Here is a 16,379-nt window from a genome sequence, read left to right as displayed (position 1 = left end):
CTATCAATTCTATTTAAAACACCCTTTTCCATTACCACTTGTTTAAGTTATTTTTCAGCTTTTTCCCATAAAACTTGACAAAATCCCCCCAACCCTTAAAATAGTAGCTTTACCACAACACAGCTACCGCCATGACCAACACCCCCCAAACTCTCACCCTTATCCAGCCAGACGACTGGCACATTCATCTGCGTGATAATGATGCCCTTGCCACGACCGTACCGCACGCTTGTTTGAGCTTTAACCGTGTCATCTGTATGCCAAACCTTGTGCCACCTGTCAAGACAACCGAGCAAGCGGTTGCCTACCGTGAGCGGATTTTGACCGCCCTTGATAAAGCGGACGTTCCAAGCCAGCGTAAGGCTGAGTTTGACCCACGCATGGTCTTATACTTGACCGACCATACCACAGCCGATGAGATTGCCCATGCCAAAGCCTCAGGCATCGTGCAAGCCGTCAAGCTCTATCCTGCGGGAGCAACCACCAATTCATCAGACGGCGTTACCGACATTTTGGGGCGAGCGGACGTGTTTGAAAGTATGCAAAAACACGGCATTCCGCTTCTTGTACATGGTGAAGTTACGCATCATGACGTGGATATTTTTGACCGTGAAAAGCGGTTTTTGGACGAGATTTTGTCCGTGATTATCAAAAATTTTCCCGAACTTCGCATTGTCATGGAGCATATCACTACAAGAGACGCCGCCGATTTTTGCCTTGCCCAAGCGGACAACGTGAGGGCGACCATCACGCCACAGCATCTATTATTTAACCGCAATCATATGCTTGTGGGCGGAGTCAAGCCGCACTTTTATTGCTTGCCAATCCTAAAACGTGCCAACCACCAACAACGCCTGCTAGAAGTCGCCACCTCTGGCAATCCCAAATTTTTCTTAGGCACGGACTCCGCCCCACACGCCACCCACACCAAAGAAAACGCTTGCGGTTGTGCAGGGTGCTACTCCGCCCCCCATGCCCTACCCCTATACGCCACCGCCTTTGAGAGCGTAGGAGCGTTGGATAAATTAGAAAATTTTGCCAGCGTGTTTGGGGCAAAATTCTACGGACTGCCTGTCAATACCAGCACCATTACCCTTGTCAAATCGGACATGAGCGTGCCGAACAGCTACCCCTATCTTGACGGCAAAAGCCTAACCCCCCTACTATCAGGGCAAACCCTAGCATGGTCAATACAATCATGAACAGTACAGCCATGAGTAGCACAATGACAAGTCAAACAACCGAACCCAAAGATGACAAAAGCCCACTAGCCAAACGCTTTCGGGGCTTTATGCCTGTCGTTGTGGACGTGGAGACGGCAGGATTTAACGCCCAAACGGACGCTTTGTTGGAGATTGCCTGCATTCCGATTTTGATGAATGATGACGGCAAACTCTATCAAGGCGAACCGCTAAACGCTCATATTGAGCCGTTTGTCGGGGCAAATTTAGAGCCGTCCGCCTTAGAATTTACAGGCATTAACCCCGATAGCCCCTTTCGCAAAGCCATCGCCCAAGACGAAAAAAAGGCAATCCGCCAAATTTTTAAATCCCTAAAAGACACCAAAAACGCTCACGGTTGTCGCCAGTGTATTTTGGTTGGGCATAATGCTCATTTTGATTTGGGTTTTTTAAATGCCGTCATCGCCCGCACCAATTCAAAAAATCAGTCGCCTTTTCATGCGTTTAGCGTGCTAGACACGGCAAGCCTGTCCGCCCTAGCCTACGGGCATACGGTGCTTGCCAAGACGTGCCTTATGGCAGGGATTGAGTTTGATAATAGCCATGCTCATTCGGCACTTTACGACACCCAAAAAACCGCCGAGCTCTTTTGTAAGATTTTTAATGAAATGGGTATGCTTGACATTAAGGGCGAACAAATTTAAGATGAACTTTTTGTTTATTTGTTCAAAAAATCAATGGCGTAGTCCGACTGCCGAACGAATTTTTGATTCACACATTAGCATCCATACCCGTTCGGCAGGCACTAGCCGAAACGCTCGCCACAGTGTCAATCACGCCGACATTGAGTGGGCGGATTTGATTTTTGTCATGGAACATAAACACAAAAAACACCTAGCCCAACACTTTGGTAACCAACTGTCCGCCAAAACTGTCATCGTGCTTGACATTAGTGATGATTATGGCTATATGGACGATGAGTTGATTGAGATTTTAACATCGAGCGTCTCGCCCTATCTGCCGTCATCAGACCCAAGCACTTAACACCACTTTAATAAGGAAAAACCATGCCGTCATTTGACATCGTCTCTGAACTTAACGTTCAAGAAGTGCGTAACGCCATTGGCAACACCGACAAAGAAATTGCCACACGTTTTGACTTTAAAGGTAGCGACATCACGGTAGAGCTAAACGACAAAGCCAAAACCGTCACCATCACCTGCGACAACGAACTGCAAGCCGACAACGTCTATGCCATTTTTGAAAAACAACTCATCAAGCGTGGCGTGGATTTGCAAAGCCTAGACCCACAGGACAAAGCAGGGTCAGGCAAACACACCAAGCAAGTCATCAACCTAAAAGACGGACTAGACTCTGATACCGCCAAAAAAATCAGCAAAGCCATCAAAGAGAGCGATTTGAAAGTCTCAGCCAGCATTCAAGGCGATAAAATCCGTGTCTCCGACAAGAAAAAGGACAATTTGCAAGCGTGCATGGCGTTTTTAAAAGAAAAATCGTTTGGCGTGCCACTGCAATTTAACAATTTTAAAGATTAATTTTTTGGTAGTAGTATAAAAAGCATGGCGAACTAGGTTTTCCGTTTGCCCTGAGCCTATCGAAGGGTCGGAAAACCGTTATGGTTCGACAAGCTCACCACGAACGGTTTTCTTAATAGTATACTTTTTGAACTAGAACCAATTTTTAAAAAATTATTAAAATTCATCAAGTTATAAACTTTCTTAAAATTTTTAAAAATCTTGCTTGACGGACAAAAATAATCTGCTATAATAGCCCCACTTTTGAGAGACACGGTGAAAGCGTTCAAAAGTTGGTAAAGCGATTTTTAAAAAATCAGTTTTACGTCCTTGTGCTCCATTCGTCTAGAGGCCTAGGACACCGCCCTTTCACGGCGGTAACAGGGGTTCGAATCCCCTATGGAGTGCCACTATTTTAAATCCCCAAGTCATCACTTGGGGATTTTATTTTATCCAGTTGTTCATTCAATGTTCACTAAAAACACCCTTTAAATTTGCAAAATTACAACAACATTGCCTCTTGTAAATTTGCTATAATTTGCCATTTCCATTTATTCATCAACGCCTTTCATGCCAAAACAAAAGCTCAAAAACTGGCTCCCCACTCCCGAAAAATTGCGTGAAAACCGCATGATAAGCCTGTTCGCTCCGTTTTTGGCTGACCCACGCCTATGGCAGTTAAATCGCAACGCCCTAACCCGAGCGGTATATGTGGGCGTGCTGTGTGCCTTTTTCCCCTTGCCCGGTCAGATGCCCCTTGCCTTGATTGGGGCGTTAATCTTTCGTGCCAATGTGCCGATGAGTGTCGCCTTAACGTGGATTACCAACCCTTTGACGACTATTCCGATTTTTTGGTTGGCGTATTCGGTGGGGGCAATGCTACTGGGCGAGCCTGTGATTGGCATTCGGGGCATGGGGCTGATTGTGTCCGATTTGACACTATGGGTAACCGGCAACGGTGGCAATCCTTTTGAGATGCACTCGGTGTTTTCCTTTAAGGCGTTTGCGTGGGGATTGCTGGTGTGTGGCATGATTACCAGTGTCGTGCTGGGCATTGCCTTTCGCATATTTTGGCAGTATCGCATCGCCAATGACTGGCAAAAACGGCAAGGCTACAATGCAACCGCCCCCAAGTTTCGCACCCAAAAAGGACATAAAGCCAGAGAGCAGGCGAAAAATGTCGGCTCTGATGATTTTTCTATTTAAGCATTTTTTAAACAATGCTTTACCCGCTACACCCACCGCCCAAGCGTGGCATTGACCGCACTCTCAGTCCGTAAAATCCGCTCGCCAAGCGATACCGCACGCACGCCCACACTTGCCAAAAGCTCAATCTCATACGGCACAAAGCCCCCTTCTGCTCCGATGATAATCATATCAGGCAAGGGATTTTGGTGGATAAACGCCTTAAAACTTGTGTCAGCATAAGGGTGAAAGACAAGGGCGGATTTATCATTTATCAAACCGGGTAATTCGTCCTGCACAAAGGGCTTAAAGCGTTTGGCAAGGGTAATGACAGGTGGCACGCTATCTACGCCTTGTTGTAGCCCTTCTAGCACAAACTCATCAAGACGAGCAAGCAGGGGCGACCCCCAGTAGCTTTTGTCGGTGCGAACGGAATTGATAAGGATAATATGATGAACCCCAAATGCCGTCATATCCATGATAAGCCGTCTTAGCACCTTAGGACGTGGCAAGGCAAGCATGACCGTTACGCCAAGTTTGGACGGTGGGTCGGTGTCTAGGCGGACATTTTCTAACGTACAAATTTTATCATCTATATAAGCAATTTGCCCCACACCCATTTTATCGCCCAATTTGCCAATTTTTAGGGTGTCGCCAACGCTCGCCTTTAACACCGTTTTGACGTGGTTAAGCTGTTCGGCATTGTCAATCGTGGCGGTGGTGTCGTCAAAGGCGGACGGGGGTAAGATGATGATATTCATAACAGTTTCCTTATCATATCAAACTGCACCTTATCCGCCCCTGCCCGCTCTTGCACCAGTCTTTGACCGCTCTCGCCTGCTTGCTTGGCAAGGGCTGGATTGTCAAGCCATGCTTTGATGTTGTCATATAGTCCGTCATCATCGCTTTGTATGAGTACGCCCACATCAGCAAAATCACGCACAATCTCGGCACAGTTTTTGACATACTGCCCCATGATGACGGGCGTGGCAAGGCTCACAGGCTCAATGGGGTTATGACCGCCCTTATCCACAAACGAACCGCCCACGACCGCCACATCGGACAGTTCATACCACCCCAAAAGCTCGCCCATGCTGTCCGCCAAATACACCTGCGTGCTATCCGCTATCGGCTCGCCCTGACTGCGTCTGTGATAAACAAACTCTGTGCAAAGGCTTGCTACCTCATCAAAGCGTTCGGGGTGGCGTGGCACTAGGATAAGCAGTAAATTGGGAAAATCAGCAAGCAGTCGCTTATGCGTATCTAATGCCAACTGCTCTTCTCCGTCATGCGTGCTTGCCATGACCCAAATAGGGCGGTTTTTGGCAAAGTTGTTAAAATCAGCAAGGGCTTGGGTTTTGCCAATCTGACCGCTCCATTTTAGAGAATACGCCTGCTTGACTTTATCTGAACTTGCCCCAAGTGCAATGAAGTTATGATAACTTTGCTCATCTTGGGCGATGATGAGTGATAAATTTGCCATCATGCTTTGGCTAAGGCGGGCAAATTTGGCATAACTGTCAAAGGATTTTTGGGTAAGGCGGGCATTTGCCATGACACTCGGTATGCCTTGATTTGCCAATACCGATAGGGTATTTGCCCACAGTTCGGTTTCCACAAACACCGCCATCAAAGGGCGAACGTGTGCCAAAAACTGCCCCAATACCGCCACATCATCAACAGGAACAAAGCTGTGCTGTACCGATTTGCCAAGTTCATTCTCAAATAAAACCTTAGCACGGTTAAAGCCCGTCTGCGTGGTACTCGTTATCCACAGATGATAGCCATCAGATAGCATACGCCGAAGTAGCGGATAGACGGTGTTTAGCTCACCCAAAGACACGGCATGGCACCATACCACAGGCTTATCATGGCTAATAGGCACATAACCCTGCCCGAACCGCTCGGCAATCTCACGCTCATAATGGGGCAAATTGGCTTTTTTGCGTGCCAAAAACAAGCGATAAAGCGGTTTTAGGGCGGTAATGGCAAGGCGATAATATAAGGGCGGACGCATGTTAGGACATCATACTTAGCAAGATAAAGAGCAGTACCGCCCCCACGCCCACAGCGATGAACAGCATGCCATAACGCTTGTCCGAGACCATCTCGGTGCGGTAGTCGCTTTTTAGAAGCTCCACTTGATTCATGTAGGCACAGACCTTTTTGGCTTCGGGATGTCCGCCATCGGCTGATTTGCGAAGCCAATGCTCGCCCATGCTCACGTCCATCGCCATACCGCCATCATTAGGAGCAAAGCCTTGATAATACAGACGACTAAGCAGTTTTTGGGCTCGGATGTCGCCCATCTCGGCAGAACGTTTGGTGAGCATGACCGCTTTATTGATGTCCACGCCCACGCCACGCCCACCAAAATAGTACAGGGCTAGGCGAAGCATGGCAGACGGGTTGCCCTGCTTGACCAGCCCCACCAGTAGGGCAAGTGCCTGTTTGCGTGCCTGCACCTGCTTGTCATTAAACACAATCTCATCCATCTGCTTGCCTTCGGCGATTTTGCCATCGATAAAAGCATCAAACTTGGTCAGTACTGCCGTCGCCTTTTGGTACTCACTCACGGCATCGCTTGGGGTATTGATGTTGAGCAAATCTTGGTACGCTTCATCAAAGAGCTTGGGCGTGTGTGACGCTCTCGCCCTTTGCTTATAGGCGGACGGGGGCAAGTTTGTGGTATTGGTAGATTGGTGTGGACTTTTGGCTTGATGTGGTGTGTTTGGGCTTACAACATGAGCTTGACTGGCAGACTGGGCAGATTGCAAGGCTTGCGTTTCTTGTACAACTGGGGCTGGGCTATGGCTGGTTGGCTGTTCATCCACCACAGTTTGATTTTGCAAACTTGTTAAGTTATTTTGCCCATCGTTTGTCAAAGGGTTTATTGAATGATTTTGCAAGTCATTATTTAAATTATTTTGTCCACTATCTTGCCCATCATGTTGTAAGTCGTTTTGTAAACCATCTTGCAAGCCATTTTGTAAAATAGCTTGCTCATTCTGCCCATCTTGATCTTGCTCATCAACCGCTTGCACTGACTTATCTACTGGCTTTAAAAACAGCGACCGCTCGCTAAATAACTGTTTGGCTCTATCATCGGCAGTTAGGCTGTGTTGCAACTGTTTAAAACGGCTGATAAAATCATGCACCGCCCAATACAAGCTATCTTCTGCCACGCCCACGCCTTGACCGTCATCATCAAGACCTGCCACAAAGGTGCGGTCAATCGTGCCAAACAGCCTTGCCCCGATGACAGGTAGGATAAAGAACCTATCCGCCACCGCTTGTCCTGCCTGCCCCACACCTTGGCACAATACGCCCATGCCATAATAAAAACCCTGCAACTGTTCAGCCGTCATCTGACTTTGGGGGTCTGCCCCCATCTGCGAGAACAGGCGAGCATAGACACGGCTAAACCCTTGGGCGGTGTAGATACTCACGGTAGGTTTAGCCACCGATTGGGCAAGCTCTTGCTCCATCACCTGCACGACATGATACGCCAAGATGATGATGAGCCGAGCAAAGTCATCATGAGCTAGCACACGAGCTTCACTCACGTTCTTGCCTGCCAAGTCTGATTTGACCGCTGATAAGAACACATCTAACAGTTTCAGACTCTCCAAATCCGCCTTGAATGCCGTCTGCTGAGCGATGAGTGCAGACAGTCGCTGATGATAGGCAAAGCGTTTGCCCGTCACACTCATGCCCTGCCACAGCTCATGCACTTCTTTATCAAATTCAAACCACACAAATGGGGTGACACTCATGCTTTATCCCCGAGCATATTATTTAAAAATTCAAGCACATTTTTGGAGCTTGCTTTTTGTTGCAAGGCGACAAGCTCCGCCTTAACCATTTCTTTGTCATCGCCCGACAGCGTGTACCAACGAGCCAGAGCGGACAAGGAGCGAGAAGCCAGCACAGGATTTATCACGTCTAGGCGAGCCACTGCTGACAGATACAGCGAAATGCCGTCTTTTGTCCATAGCTGAGTGGGCTTGCTTGCCAATCCGCCAAGCGTGGTACGCACACGGTTTGGCGTTTGCCAGTCATAATCCGCCCGCTCCATAAGAACCTTAATGAACGCCACATCACGGCTGTCCGCCCCTGCTTGTACGCTAAACCATGAGTCAATCACAAGGTCATTATCGTGATATTCTTCATAAAACTGAGCGGTATAATCGTCTGCATTTGGCAAGCCAAACTCAATCATCGCCCCCAATGCTCCGAGCTGTTCACTCATACAAGTGGCGTTGGTGTACTGGCGTTCGGCGCGTTCGGTCATGTCAAGTTTGGCGGTCAATGCCAGATTGAGTAGCACATTTCTAAGCAGTCGCACCCCACGAGCGTCAGGCGTGTCTTGATACGGCACGATAGGCAGGGCGTCATACCACACTTGTACATGGTCGGCTAAGGCGTGGGCAATTTGCTCTTTTAGGGCGGTGCGTGTCGCCTTGACCGCTTGTGGGTCGTAGTCCTTATCGTACGCCACCGCAAGCTCGCTTTCGCTTGGCACGTCAAACAGGCGAGCGGTCAGCATGGGGTCTTTGTGCATGAGCGTTGGCACGATACGTTTTAGGGTGTCGGTGAGCAAGGCGACATTATCCGATTTGCCAAACAACAATCTACCCACCAACGTCTGCACCGCTTGCCATTGGTTAAAGCCTTCATTGTCAAATTGTACGATTTTTACCAAATCTTCATCGGTATAGTCAAATTCTAGCTTAACAGGGGCGGAAAAATTACGCAGTACCGGCACCACAGGACGCACCCCACCCAAATCCAACCCGTCAAAACTAAACGTATCGCTGTCTTTGTTCAAAAGTAGCAATTCTTGGGCAAGTAGCTCTCCACTCTCCCCATGAAAAATCGCCACGTCTATCGGTATGGGCAGGGCTTTTGGCTCATCAAATCCTGCCACATAGCGAGTTTGTTGGCTAAATGTCAGCTTGATACTATCGCCCACCACGTCAAATCCGCCCGTCAGTACAGGCGTACCCGCCTGAGTGTACCACGCCAAAAAGTCTTGTACACGGCTATCGCCCACGCTCATCGCCGATAAAAAGTCTTCAATGGTAACGGCTTGACCGTCATAGCGAGCAAAATATTCGTCCGTACCTTGGCGGAATTTATCCTTGCCAAGCAAGGTCGCTATCATACGCACAATCTCCGCCCCTTTTTCATAAACAGTAACGGTGTAGAAGTTGTTAATCTCCACAAAACTGTCAGGACGCACAGGGTGAGCCAGCACGCCTGCATCTTCTTTGAACTGATGAGCCTTTAAAAAACCCACGTCATCAATGCGTTGCACCGCAGGCGAGCGATGACTTGCCGAGAAACTTTGGTCTCTAAATACGGTAAAGCCTTCTTTTAGGCACAACTGAAACCAATCACGGCAGGTAATGCGATTACCCGTCCAGTTGTGAAAATATTCGTGAGCGATGACCGCTTTGACATGAAAACTTCGCTCATCGGTCGTGGTTTTTGGACTAGATAGCACGCAAGACGTGTTAAAGATATTTAAGCCCTTATTTTCCATTGCTCCCATGTTAAATTGCCCTGTGGCAACAATCATATAACGGTCAAGGTCATACGCCCGCCCATAATGCTCTTCGTCCCATTTCATGCTGTCTTTTAAGGCGGTCATGGCAACGTGGCATTTGTCAATGTCGGCAGACACGGCGTAGATTTCTAGGAGTACTTCACGCCCTTCACTGGTCGTATAATGGTCGCTCATCACCGCCAAATCCGCCACCACGCACGCAAACAGATAGCTTGGCTTTTTGGTTGGGTCGTGCCAGACGGCAAAATGTCTGTCATCGCCCACATTGCCTTTTTCTATCAAATTACCATTGGCAAGTAGCACAGGAAAACGTTTGTCCGCTTCTACCCTTGTGGTGTATTCAGTCAAAACGTCAGGGCGGTCAGGGAAAAAGGTAATTTTACGAAAACCCTCTGGCTCGCATTGAGTAACAAACATCAACTCATCGCCCGTACCCGACTGATATAAGCCTTCTAAGGCGGTGTTGGTTTGGGGATTAATCTTTACGTCAATGGCAACTTTGGCGGCGTCGGGGGCGTTGTGAATGGTTAGACTTTCACTGTCTAATGTGTAATCATCAGCCGTCAGTACTTTGTCATTGATACTGATGTTTAACAGTTCAAGCTCACGCCCTAGCAGGATAAGCTCGCCGTCATGCTCACGGTGCATGTTTAGCACGCTAGACACGGTGGCGTGGTCATCAAATACTTTGATATCCAGATAAATGTCTTCCACACGATAGACAGGTGGCGTGTAGTCTTTTAGGTAGATTTTTTGGGGCTCTTTATTGCTGTTGGTCATGGTTTATTCCTAGTTTAGGTTTGGATTTGAATTGATAAAATTAACACGTCATACTATCAAATTTTTACCATGAAAAAAAGACCGTTTCGCCCCCAAAATCGCCAATATGGTCATTATTTTGCCATCACTTCTCGCAAAACCCCAAAAACACCCAATTTTTCCGCCCAAATACCCCAAAAACAACCCTAAAATGACTTGCTAAGCCCATCAAATTTTGTCATTATAATGTATGATTTTCTCACATGATTTTGCAAATTGTCATTAAGTAGCAAACTGTGGTAAAATGATACAATCGTCAAAATAGTTTTATAAAATTCTTCAATCAAAGGAGCGTTTATGCTTACTTCTAAAATCTCAAAAGCCCTAGTATTGGCTTTGACTGCCAGCACTCTTGTGGTGACAGGCTGTGCCAGCCAAAAACCGAAATCGCAGGTCGTGGTCGCTCCCTTGGGCGGACATGGTGCCAACACTGGCTACACTGGCGGTGCTTTGGTTAATAACTCAGCTGCCATCCAAAACGCTGCTCGCAACATGCAAGGCGTGGTGCATTTTGACTTTGACTCAGATGCCATCCGCCCTGATGCTGCTGCCATCTTAGACCAACAAGCCCAATTCTTGAACGCCAATCAAGGTGCACGCGTGCAAATCGCAGGTCACACCGATGAGCGTGGCTCTCGTGAATACAACATGAGCTTGGGCGAACGTCGTGCCGCTGCCGTGCGTGGCTACCTTGCCAGCAAGGGTGTGAACACCGCCAATGTTGAGATTCTAAGTTTTGGCGAAGAGCAACCTGTCGCCACAGGCTCAAACGAAGCCGCTTGGGCTCAAAACCGCCGTGCCGAGCTAAGCTACTAATTCGATTCGCTTTAAACATAAGCCCAAATCTTGTGATTTGGGTTTATTTATGGCTTGGATTTGGTGGTTTGGTTTTTTGTGGCACTTTTTATGTTTTTATAAAAGAAATTTTATTTATGTTTTTATAAAAAACATCTTATCTTTCATCATCTTACAGTCAACCAAATTGAATTTTACCACAAAAACCGTGGTACTTTTTCATTTTGTAGAGCACATCTTTTAACTGTATATTTTTAACTGCGTATAAGGCAAAAATTCGCTTTTATCACTCAAAAAAACCCAGTAATTAGGGCGTGCCTACCCTTTATAACACTAGGGCGTGCCCACCATTGATAACATTTTTACAAAGTAAGATGAAAATTTAACGCTTTAATCCATTTTTGCATGAAAAATGGCTAAATCTTATTTTCCATTGCAAATACAAAAAGCAGGCACGCCCTAATAATTTCTCATTTTAATTGGGCGTTTAGCAAGATTATTTTTAAAAATTTTAACACAAACTCATGGTATGGTTTTCTTATAAAATTGTTGCATTATTGTTCTTTTTTAAATGATTTGTAAAGCCACTATCGCATTTGCAATGATTTTAACGTAGAATGTTTTTTATGTTGATTATTTTGATTAAAATCAATATCAATCTTTTTTAATCCATCAATTTTTAATTGATACATGAGTAAGGAGTTTTTATGAACCTGATTGACCATTTACAAACCATCGTTACCCCCAAAGTCTTATCCTTAATTGGCGAGCATGGCGGTGACGACAGTGCCAAAAGAAATGCATTGACAGGATTATTTGGGCTATTTGGCATGAATCTTGCCAACCCTGACATCGCTGCCCGAGTGCAAGCACTGACCCCCGAACAACTCGAAGATGGCAATCACGTTCTAAACACTGTCGTCCAAGACACCCAAGGCACCAGTCAAGTTAGCACCTTAAATAACGAGCTTGCTTCTGAACATGGACTGCCGAACACCACCACAGAAGCCCTAACCACCACCGCTGCACCACTCATCGTGCGTGAACTGAACACCTTGGCAGGATCAAGCTCCCTTGCCACCTTTTTGCAAGAAAAAGCGGACGACTTTGCTGGATTTTTACCCAACTGGGCAGAAAAATTGCTACCAGCAGGGCTACTGGCAGGTGTTGGTGCTTTGGGGGCAACACCGTCAGCAGACATCGCTACTGATGCCGCAAGCACGCCCGTGACACCAGTTACGCCAACCACTGAGAGCGCCTCAGAGCCTACTGCCGCCCATGTTAATGGTCAAGTAGAACCCATCAAAAAAGAAGAAGGTAGCTTCATGAAAGCCCTACTACCCATCATTGGTTTGGTGATTTTTGCAGGGCTGGCATGGCTTTTGTTGCGTGGTTGCCAAGAAAAACCCACCCCTGTGGCAGCACCTGTCACGCCCCCTGGCGAGACCGCCCCTGCCAGTAGTGCCGTCGCAGGTTTGACCCCTGCCACGCTTAACTTTGCCACCGACGAGACAGGTCAAGGCATCTACTCTTGCCGTGGCGAAGCAGGTAGCGAAGGTGTTTTTGCCAACATTCGCACCGCCCTGTCAGGCGTGTTTGGTGTCGCCGATGACACATGCCGTCTGAGTGTCAGCTCTGGTGTGTCAGACACGTTCCCTGCCAGCGAGCATTTGACTGACATCTTTAATCTCATGAAAGGCGTACCTAATGCCAGCGTAAGCATCAGCGACAAAACCATTCGCTTTAACGCAGCCCATGCTGATGACATCACCAAACTCATCGATGGCACCAAAGCACTCACTCCTGCCGACTTTGTGGTCGAAGCGGAGCCACAGCTTGACATCAACAGCGTTGTGACCGACAGCATCAATACCGCCAAAAACGCCATTGCAGGTCTGACCGACACATCTACCGCAGATGATTTAGTGCGTGCCTTGAACTTACAAATCATCAACTTTGCCAATGATTCAAGTGAGATTCCTGAGCAGAACAAAGAAATCCTTGACCTAGCAGCTGCCAAACTTGCTCAGTTGCCTGATGCCAGACTAACCATCACCGGTCACACCGACAGCAATGCTTCTCATGAGTACAACAAAACCTTGTCCGAGCAACGTGCCAAAGCCGTTCATGACTATCTAGTATCCAAGGGCGTACCTGATGAGCGTTTGGACATTTTTGGGGCAAGTTTTGACCATCCTGTGGCAACCAACGCCACCGAACAAGGTCGCTTCCAAAACCGTCGTATTGAGTTCACACTCATCCAAGACGGTGAGCAAATCGCTGCTGTTGGCAATGCACCGACCAGTCCTGCCACTGCCGTTGAAAACGCTCATGAGCATGCCAATGACACGCCCGTTGATGTTGTTCTAGACGAGATGGCAACTGATGAACCCACCACTGGCGTGGTCATCGCCGAACCTAGCGAAGTCGCCCCCGAGCAAAACAACTAATCGGTTTTGACAAAACCGTGATACAATAAAAGCCCAACATGTCAGTCATGCTGGGCTTTTATTGTTACTTTAAGAATACCAAATCATGCCTACCGTTGTCCTGTTTAACAAGCCCTATAATGTCCACAGTCAATTTCGCAAAGACCGTGACCAGATGATGACCCTTGCCGACTATTTTGATGACAAAAGTCTGCGTGTGGCAGGACGCTTGGACAAAGACAGTGAAGGACTGCTCGTTCTCACCGATAACGGCACGCTCAACCATTTCATCACCACACCACCCACGCACGGCAAAGCCAAATCATGGGGCAAGACTTATCTGGTGCAAGTAGAACACACCCCAACCGACGACCAACTTCACGCCCTGCGTACAGGTGTGACCCTAAAAGACGGTAAAACCCTGCCTGCCCATATCTTACACCTGGATGATGACAACCTACCCATTGATGTGTGGGACAGACATCCGCCCATTCGTGAGCGTAAAAATATCCCCACCGCATGGCTTATGATAACCATCTTTGAAGGCAAAAACCGCCAAATCCGTCGCATGACTGCCCACGTCGGTCTGCCCTGCCTAAGACTCATCCGCTTACAAATCGGCAGTGACAAGCTCGGCTGGCACGTTGGCGACTTAGCCGTCGGTCAAAGCAGGCGTATTCACATCAGCCATGATGAGCTGACACGAATACTGCGGGGCTGATTGGATAATCCTATTATCCAACACCCTATGATTTGAGCCATTTATCAAAAACAAACCACCCTTTTTCTTGATAGTCTGCCGTACGCACCGACACACTCTCATGTAGTGTTGGCGTGCCACGGGTCACGGTAAAGGTGCGAAGTTCATCACGGCGAAAGGCATGCACCACCACGCTGTCGGCATGGGTCAGTGCCGATTTTATGCCCACGCTACTGGCACGAATGCCATCTATCGCGATGATGACATCGCCCACCGACAGCCCTGCACCACTGGCGATACTGCCACGGTGTAAGTGCTTGATTTTCAGACCATCCCCACTCTCATCCACGCTCATGCCCCATGCCGTCTCGGTCTGCTCACTATCTAAGACCGCCCCAAACTCGCCCATGAGTGACACAAGTGGTAGCTCATCTGTACCCACAACATAGCGGTGATAAAAGTCCTGCCATGCGTCCGCCCCCATCATAGAGCTGATGACATCGCTAAGATTATCATCGGTCATGCCAAACCGCTTATCATCGCTCTGTTTGGATTTTTCATAAAAGGCTTTGATGACATCAAACAGGCGGTATCTACCCCCTGAGTGTTTTAACAAACTCAAATCCAAGCAGAGCGCCACCAACGCCCCTTTGTTATAATAACTCACGCTCTGATTGGCGGTATTCTCATCGGGGCGATACAGCTTTATCCATGTGTCAAAGCTAGACTCCGCCACGCTTTGGTGTCTGCGACCGTCCGTCTTGTGATAGCGGTTGATTTGGGCGGTGATGAGCTTAAAATAACTTGCCCTATCAATCACGCCTGAGACCAATAACATCAAATCATCCAGATAACTGGTAAAGCCTTCAAACACCCACAACAGGGGCGTGTAGGCTTCTGCTTGCAAATCACTGTCCATCATCACATCAGGACGCACCGACTTGACCCACCACGCATGAAAATACTCATGGCTACACAGCCCCAAAAACCGCTGATAAGACTCGCTTGGCACATCAGACTCGCCCACCGGCAAATCGGTGCGTGGCGTGATAAGGGCAGTTGAGTTGATATGCTCTAACCCACCATAATCACTGCCCGTGACCATCGTCATAAAGGTATAGTCAGCAAAAGGCACATCACCCAGTAAGTCAGCATAACTTTGGCAAATCTTTTGCACATCTGATGACAGCCTTGTCAAATCAGCACGGTGTCGCCCTGCGATAAAAAAGCGATGAGTCACCCCTTTGTCCGCCACCTGCACCGTAAAGTCAAACAGCGACTGCACCCCAAATTCAAAGGGATAATCATAATACTCAAAGGCTTCCTTGGGAGCGAGTGAATAGCCCACCCCCTGTTCATGCTCACGCAGGACATGGGGCAGACCGCAGGCGAGCGATGAGCCTTGATTTTTTGCCAAAAAGCTCTGTGGCACATGCAAATGCACCTGAGCAGACGCCCACTCATTATTTGATATCATCAAAAGGAGCGATGTAAAATTACCAAACAGTCGGCTGTCATCGACAAATGCCGTCCGCACCGACAAATCATGGCAGTACACTTCATAATGCACCGTTATCCGCCCCGCCTGCCCAATGCCAGCAAATTCATAACGGTTCTTGGCACTTTTGCTTGCCCGATACGCCTGCCCTGTCTCATCATAGGCGATGACTTTGGTGATGTTCTTGCTAAACTCACGCACCAAATAACTGCCTGCTATCCAAGTCGGTAGCCACAAACTAAGCCCGTCATCAGAACGTTCAATGTCCGCCACATCAAAGCTCATGATGACATCAACCAAATGCTCATGACATCGGGTAAAGTCAAGCACATAATGAATGGCAACATCCTGCTCGCTGTTCGTCTTTGGCAAATTAGGGGTTGTATTTAGGTGTGTCATTGTATTTACCTTATTAAACTCATCAAAATTGGTGTTGTTGTTTAAAAATATCTTAAAATTGCACATGCAAGAGATGACAAACATTGTCAAACAACATGTCGTCAGCTGACACCATTATAACAAAATTGATTTAAATCTGCTTTAATCGGTTTTTAAAAGATTTTTGTAACCAATGCCCAACATTTGCCAAAACTTTGCTATAATAGCCCTTGATTATCGGTAATGACACCCCATTTACTGATAAACATTTTTCACTTTTATAGGAA

Annotated in this window: 13 protein-coding genes and 1 tRNA gene; 9 read left to right on the top strand and 5 right to left on the bottom strand. The window is 47.6% G+C overall.

The window, feature by feature from the left end; all coding sequences use genetic code 11:
* Positions 1–131: 131 nt before the first annotated feature.
* From pyrC to AAHK14_RS08115, 6 genes are all read left to right on the top strand, one after another.
* A complete protein-coding gene (gene pyrC / locus AAHK14_RS08140) occupies positions 132–1,202 on the top strand; it encodes a dihydroorotase (protein ID WP_065256082.1) in 1,071 nt (356 codons plus the stop codon).
* 23 nt (positions 1,203–1,225) lie between these two features.
* Positions 1,226–1,885, top strand: coding sequence for a ribonuclease T (rnt, locus tag AAHK14_RS08135; protein WP_065256087.1), 660 nt, complete (start codon positions 1,226–1,228; stop codon positions 1,883–1,885).
* A 1-nt stretch (position 1,886) separates the two neighbouring features.
* Positions 1,887–2,225: a protein tyrosine phosphatase gene (locus AAHK14_RS08130; RefSeq protein WP_065256081.1), complete on the top strand. Its 339-nt coding sequence runs from the start codon at positions 1,887–1,889 to the stop codon at positions 2,223–2,225.
* Positions 2,226–2,248: 23 nt separating this feature from the next.
* Positions 2,249–2,737 carry a YajQ family cyclic di-GMP-binding protein gene (locus AAHK14_RS08125; protein ID WP_065256080.1) on the top strand — a complete coding sequence of 163 codons (489 nt, stop codon included), beginning with the start codon at positions 2,249–2,251 and terminating at the stop codon, positions 2,735–2,737.
* Positions 2,738–3,050: 313 nt separating this feature from the next.
* Positions 3,051–3,126: transfer RNA gene (locus AAHK14_RS08120), tRNA-Glu, on the top strand.
* A 160-nt stretch (positions 3,127–3,286) separates the two neighbouring features.
* Positions 3,287–3,922 (top strand): DUF2062 domain-containing protein, encoded by a 636-nt coding sequence (locus AAHK14_RS08115; RefSeq protein ID WP_065256079.1) that lies wholly within the window; start codon positions 3,287–3,289, stop codon positions 3,920–3,922.
* Between the two features lie 26 nt (positions 3,923–3,948).
* Here the strand turns inward: AAHK14_RS08115 and AAHK14_RS08110 are convergent, their stop codons facing one another.
* The 4 genes from AAHK14_RS08110 to pepN are packed head-to-tail and all read right to left on the bottom strand — an operon-like array spanning position 3,949 to position 10,253.
* Positions 3,949–4,662 (bottom strand): 16S rRNA (uracil(1498)-N(3))-methyltransferase, encoded by a 714-nt coding sequence (locus tag AAHK14_RS08110; RefSeq protein ID WP_065256078.1) that lies wholly within the window; start codon positions 4,660–4,662, stop codon positions 3,949–3,951.
* A complete protein-coding gene (locus AAHK14_RS08105) occupies positions 4,659–5,918 on the bottom strand; it encodes a 3-deoxy-D-manno-octulosonic acid transferase (RefSeq protein WP_065256077.1) in 1,260 nt (419 codons plus the stop codon). The genes AAHK14_RS08110 and AAHK14_RS08105 overlap by 4 nt, the downstream gene beginning before the upstream one ends.
* A gap of 1 nt (position 5,919) precedes the next feature.
* Positions 5,920–7,677 (bottom strand): tetratricopeptide repeat protein, encoded by a 1,758-nt coding sequence (locus AAHK14_RS08100; RefSeq protein WP_065256076.1) that lies wholly within the window; start codon positions 7,675–7,677, stop codon positions 5,920–5,922.
* Positions 7,674–10,253 carry an aminopeptidase N gene (pepN, locus tag AAHK14_RS08095; protein WP_065256075.1) on the bottom strand — a complete coding sequence of 860 codons (2,580 nt, stop codon included), beginning with the start codon at positions 10,251–10,253 and terminating at the stop codon, positions 7,674–7,676. The genes AAHK14_RS08100 and pepN overlap by 4 nt, the downstream gene beginning before the upstream one ends.
* A 336-nt stretch (positions 10,254–10,589) precedes the next feature.
* Between pepN and pal the strand changes: the two genes are divergently transcribed.
* The 3 genes from pal (at position 10,590) to AAHK14_RS08080 (ending at position 14,237) form a co-directional block, all read left to right on the top strand.
* The gene (gene pal / locus AAHK14_RS08090; RefSeq protein ID WP_065256074.1) at positions 10,590–11,108 is read left to right on the top strand and encodes a peptidoglycan-associated lipoprotein Pal; all 519 of its coding nucleotides are present in this window, start codon (positions 10,590–10,592) and stop codon (positions 11,106–11,108) included.
* 686 nt (positions 11,109–11,794) lie between these two features.
* The gene (locus AAHK14_RS08085; RefSeq protein ID WP_065256073.1) at positions 11,795–13,537 is read left to right on the top strand and encodes an OmpA family protein; all 1,743 of its coding nucleotides are present in this window, start codon (positions 11,795–11,797) and stop codon (positions 13,535–13,537) included.
* 85 nt (positions 13,538–13,622) lie between these two features.
* A complete protein-coding gene (locus AAHK14_RS08080; protein ID WP_065256072.1) occupies positions 13,623–14,237 on the top strand; it encodes a pseudouridine synthase in 615 nt (204 codons plus the stop codon).
* 25 nt (positions 14,238–14,262) lie between these two features.
* On the opposite strand, the gene AAHK14_RS08075 is transcribed toward AAHK14_RS08080, so the two are convergent.
* Positions 14,263–16,113 carry a PDZ domain-containing protein gene (locus AAHK14_RS08075; protein ID WP_065256086.1) on the bottom strand — a complete coding sequence of 617 codons (1,851 nt, stop codon included), beginning with the start codon at positions 16,111–16,113 and terminating at the stop codon, positions 14,263–14,265.
* Between the last annotated feature and the right edge of the window lie 266 nt (positions 16,114–16,379).

Source organism: Moraxella sp. K1664, assembly GCF_039693965.1.
Taxonomy (GTDB): Bacteria; Pseudomonadota; Gammaproteobacteria; order Pseudomonadales; family Moraxellaceae; genus Moraxella.
This window is presented reverse-complemented; position numbering and strand designations above follow the sequence as displayed.

Excerpts from the sequence above, each read along its gene's own strand:
- pepN (WP_065256075.1), bottom strand. The coding sequence starts at position 10,253 with ATGACCAACAGCAATAAAGAGCCCCAAAAAATCTACCTAAAAGACTAC.
- AAHK14_RS08075 (WP_065256086.1), bottom strand. The coding sequence starts at position 16,113 with ATGACACACCTAAATACAACCCCTAATTTGCCAAAGACGAACAGCGAG.
- pyrC (WP_065256082.1), top strand. The coding sequence starts at position 132 with ATGACCAACACCCCCCAAACTCTCACCCTTATCCAGCCAGACGACTGG.
- pal (WP_065256074.1), top strand. The coding sequence starts at position 10,590 with ATGCTTACTTCTAAAATCTCAAAAGCCCTAGTATTGGCTTTGACTGCC.
- AAHK14_RS08105 (WP_065256077.1), bottom strand. The coding sequence starts at position 5,918 with ATGCGTCCGCCCTTATATTATCGCCTTGCCATTACCGCCCTAAAACCG.
- AAHK14_RS08125 (WP_065256080.1), top strand. The coding sequence starts at position 2,249 with ATGCCGTCATTTGACATCGTCTCTGAACTTAACGTTCAAGAAGTGCGT.
- AAHK14_RS08115 (WP_065256079.1), top strand. The coding sequence starts at position 3,287 with ATGCCAAAACAAAAGCTCAAAAACTGGCTCCCCACTCCCGAAAAATTG.
- AAHK14_RS08080 (WP_065256072.1), top strand. The coding sequence starts at position 13,623 with ATGCCTACCGTTGTCCTGTTTAACAAGCCCTATAATGTCCACAGTCAA.
- AAHK14_RS08130 (WP_065256081.1), top strand. The coding sequence starts at position 1,887 with ATGAACTTTTTGTTTATTTGTTCAAAAAATCAATGGCGTAGTCCGACT.
- AAHK14_RS08085 (WP_065256073.1), top strand. The coding sequence starts at position 11,795 with ATGAACCTGATTGACCATTTACAAACCATCGTTACCCCCAAAGTCTTA.
- AAHK14_RS08100 (WP_065256076.1), bottom strand. The coding sequence starts at position 7,677 with ATGAGTGTCACCCCATTTGTGTGGTTTGAATTTGATAAAGAAGTGCAT.
- rnt (WP_065256087.1), top strand. The coding sequence starts at position 1,226 with ATGACAAGTCAAACAACCGAACCCAAAGATGACAAAAGCCCACTAGCC.
- AAHK14_RS08110 (WP_065256078.1), bottom strand. The coding sequence starts at position 4,662 with ATGAATATCATCATCTTACCCCCGTCCGCCTTTGACGACACCACCGCC.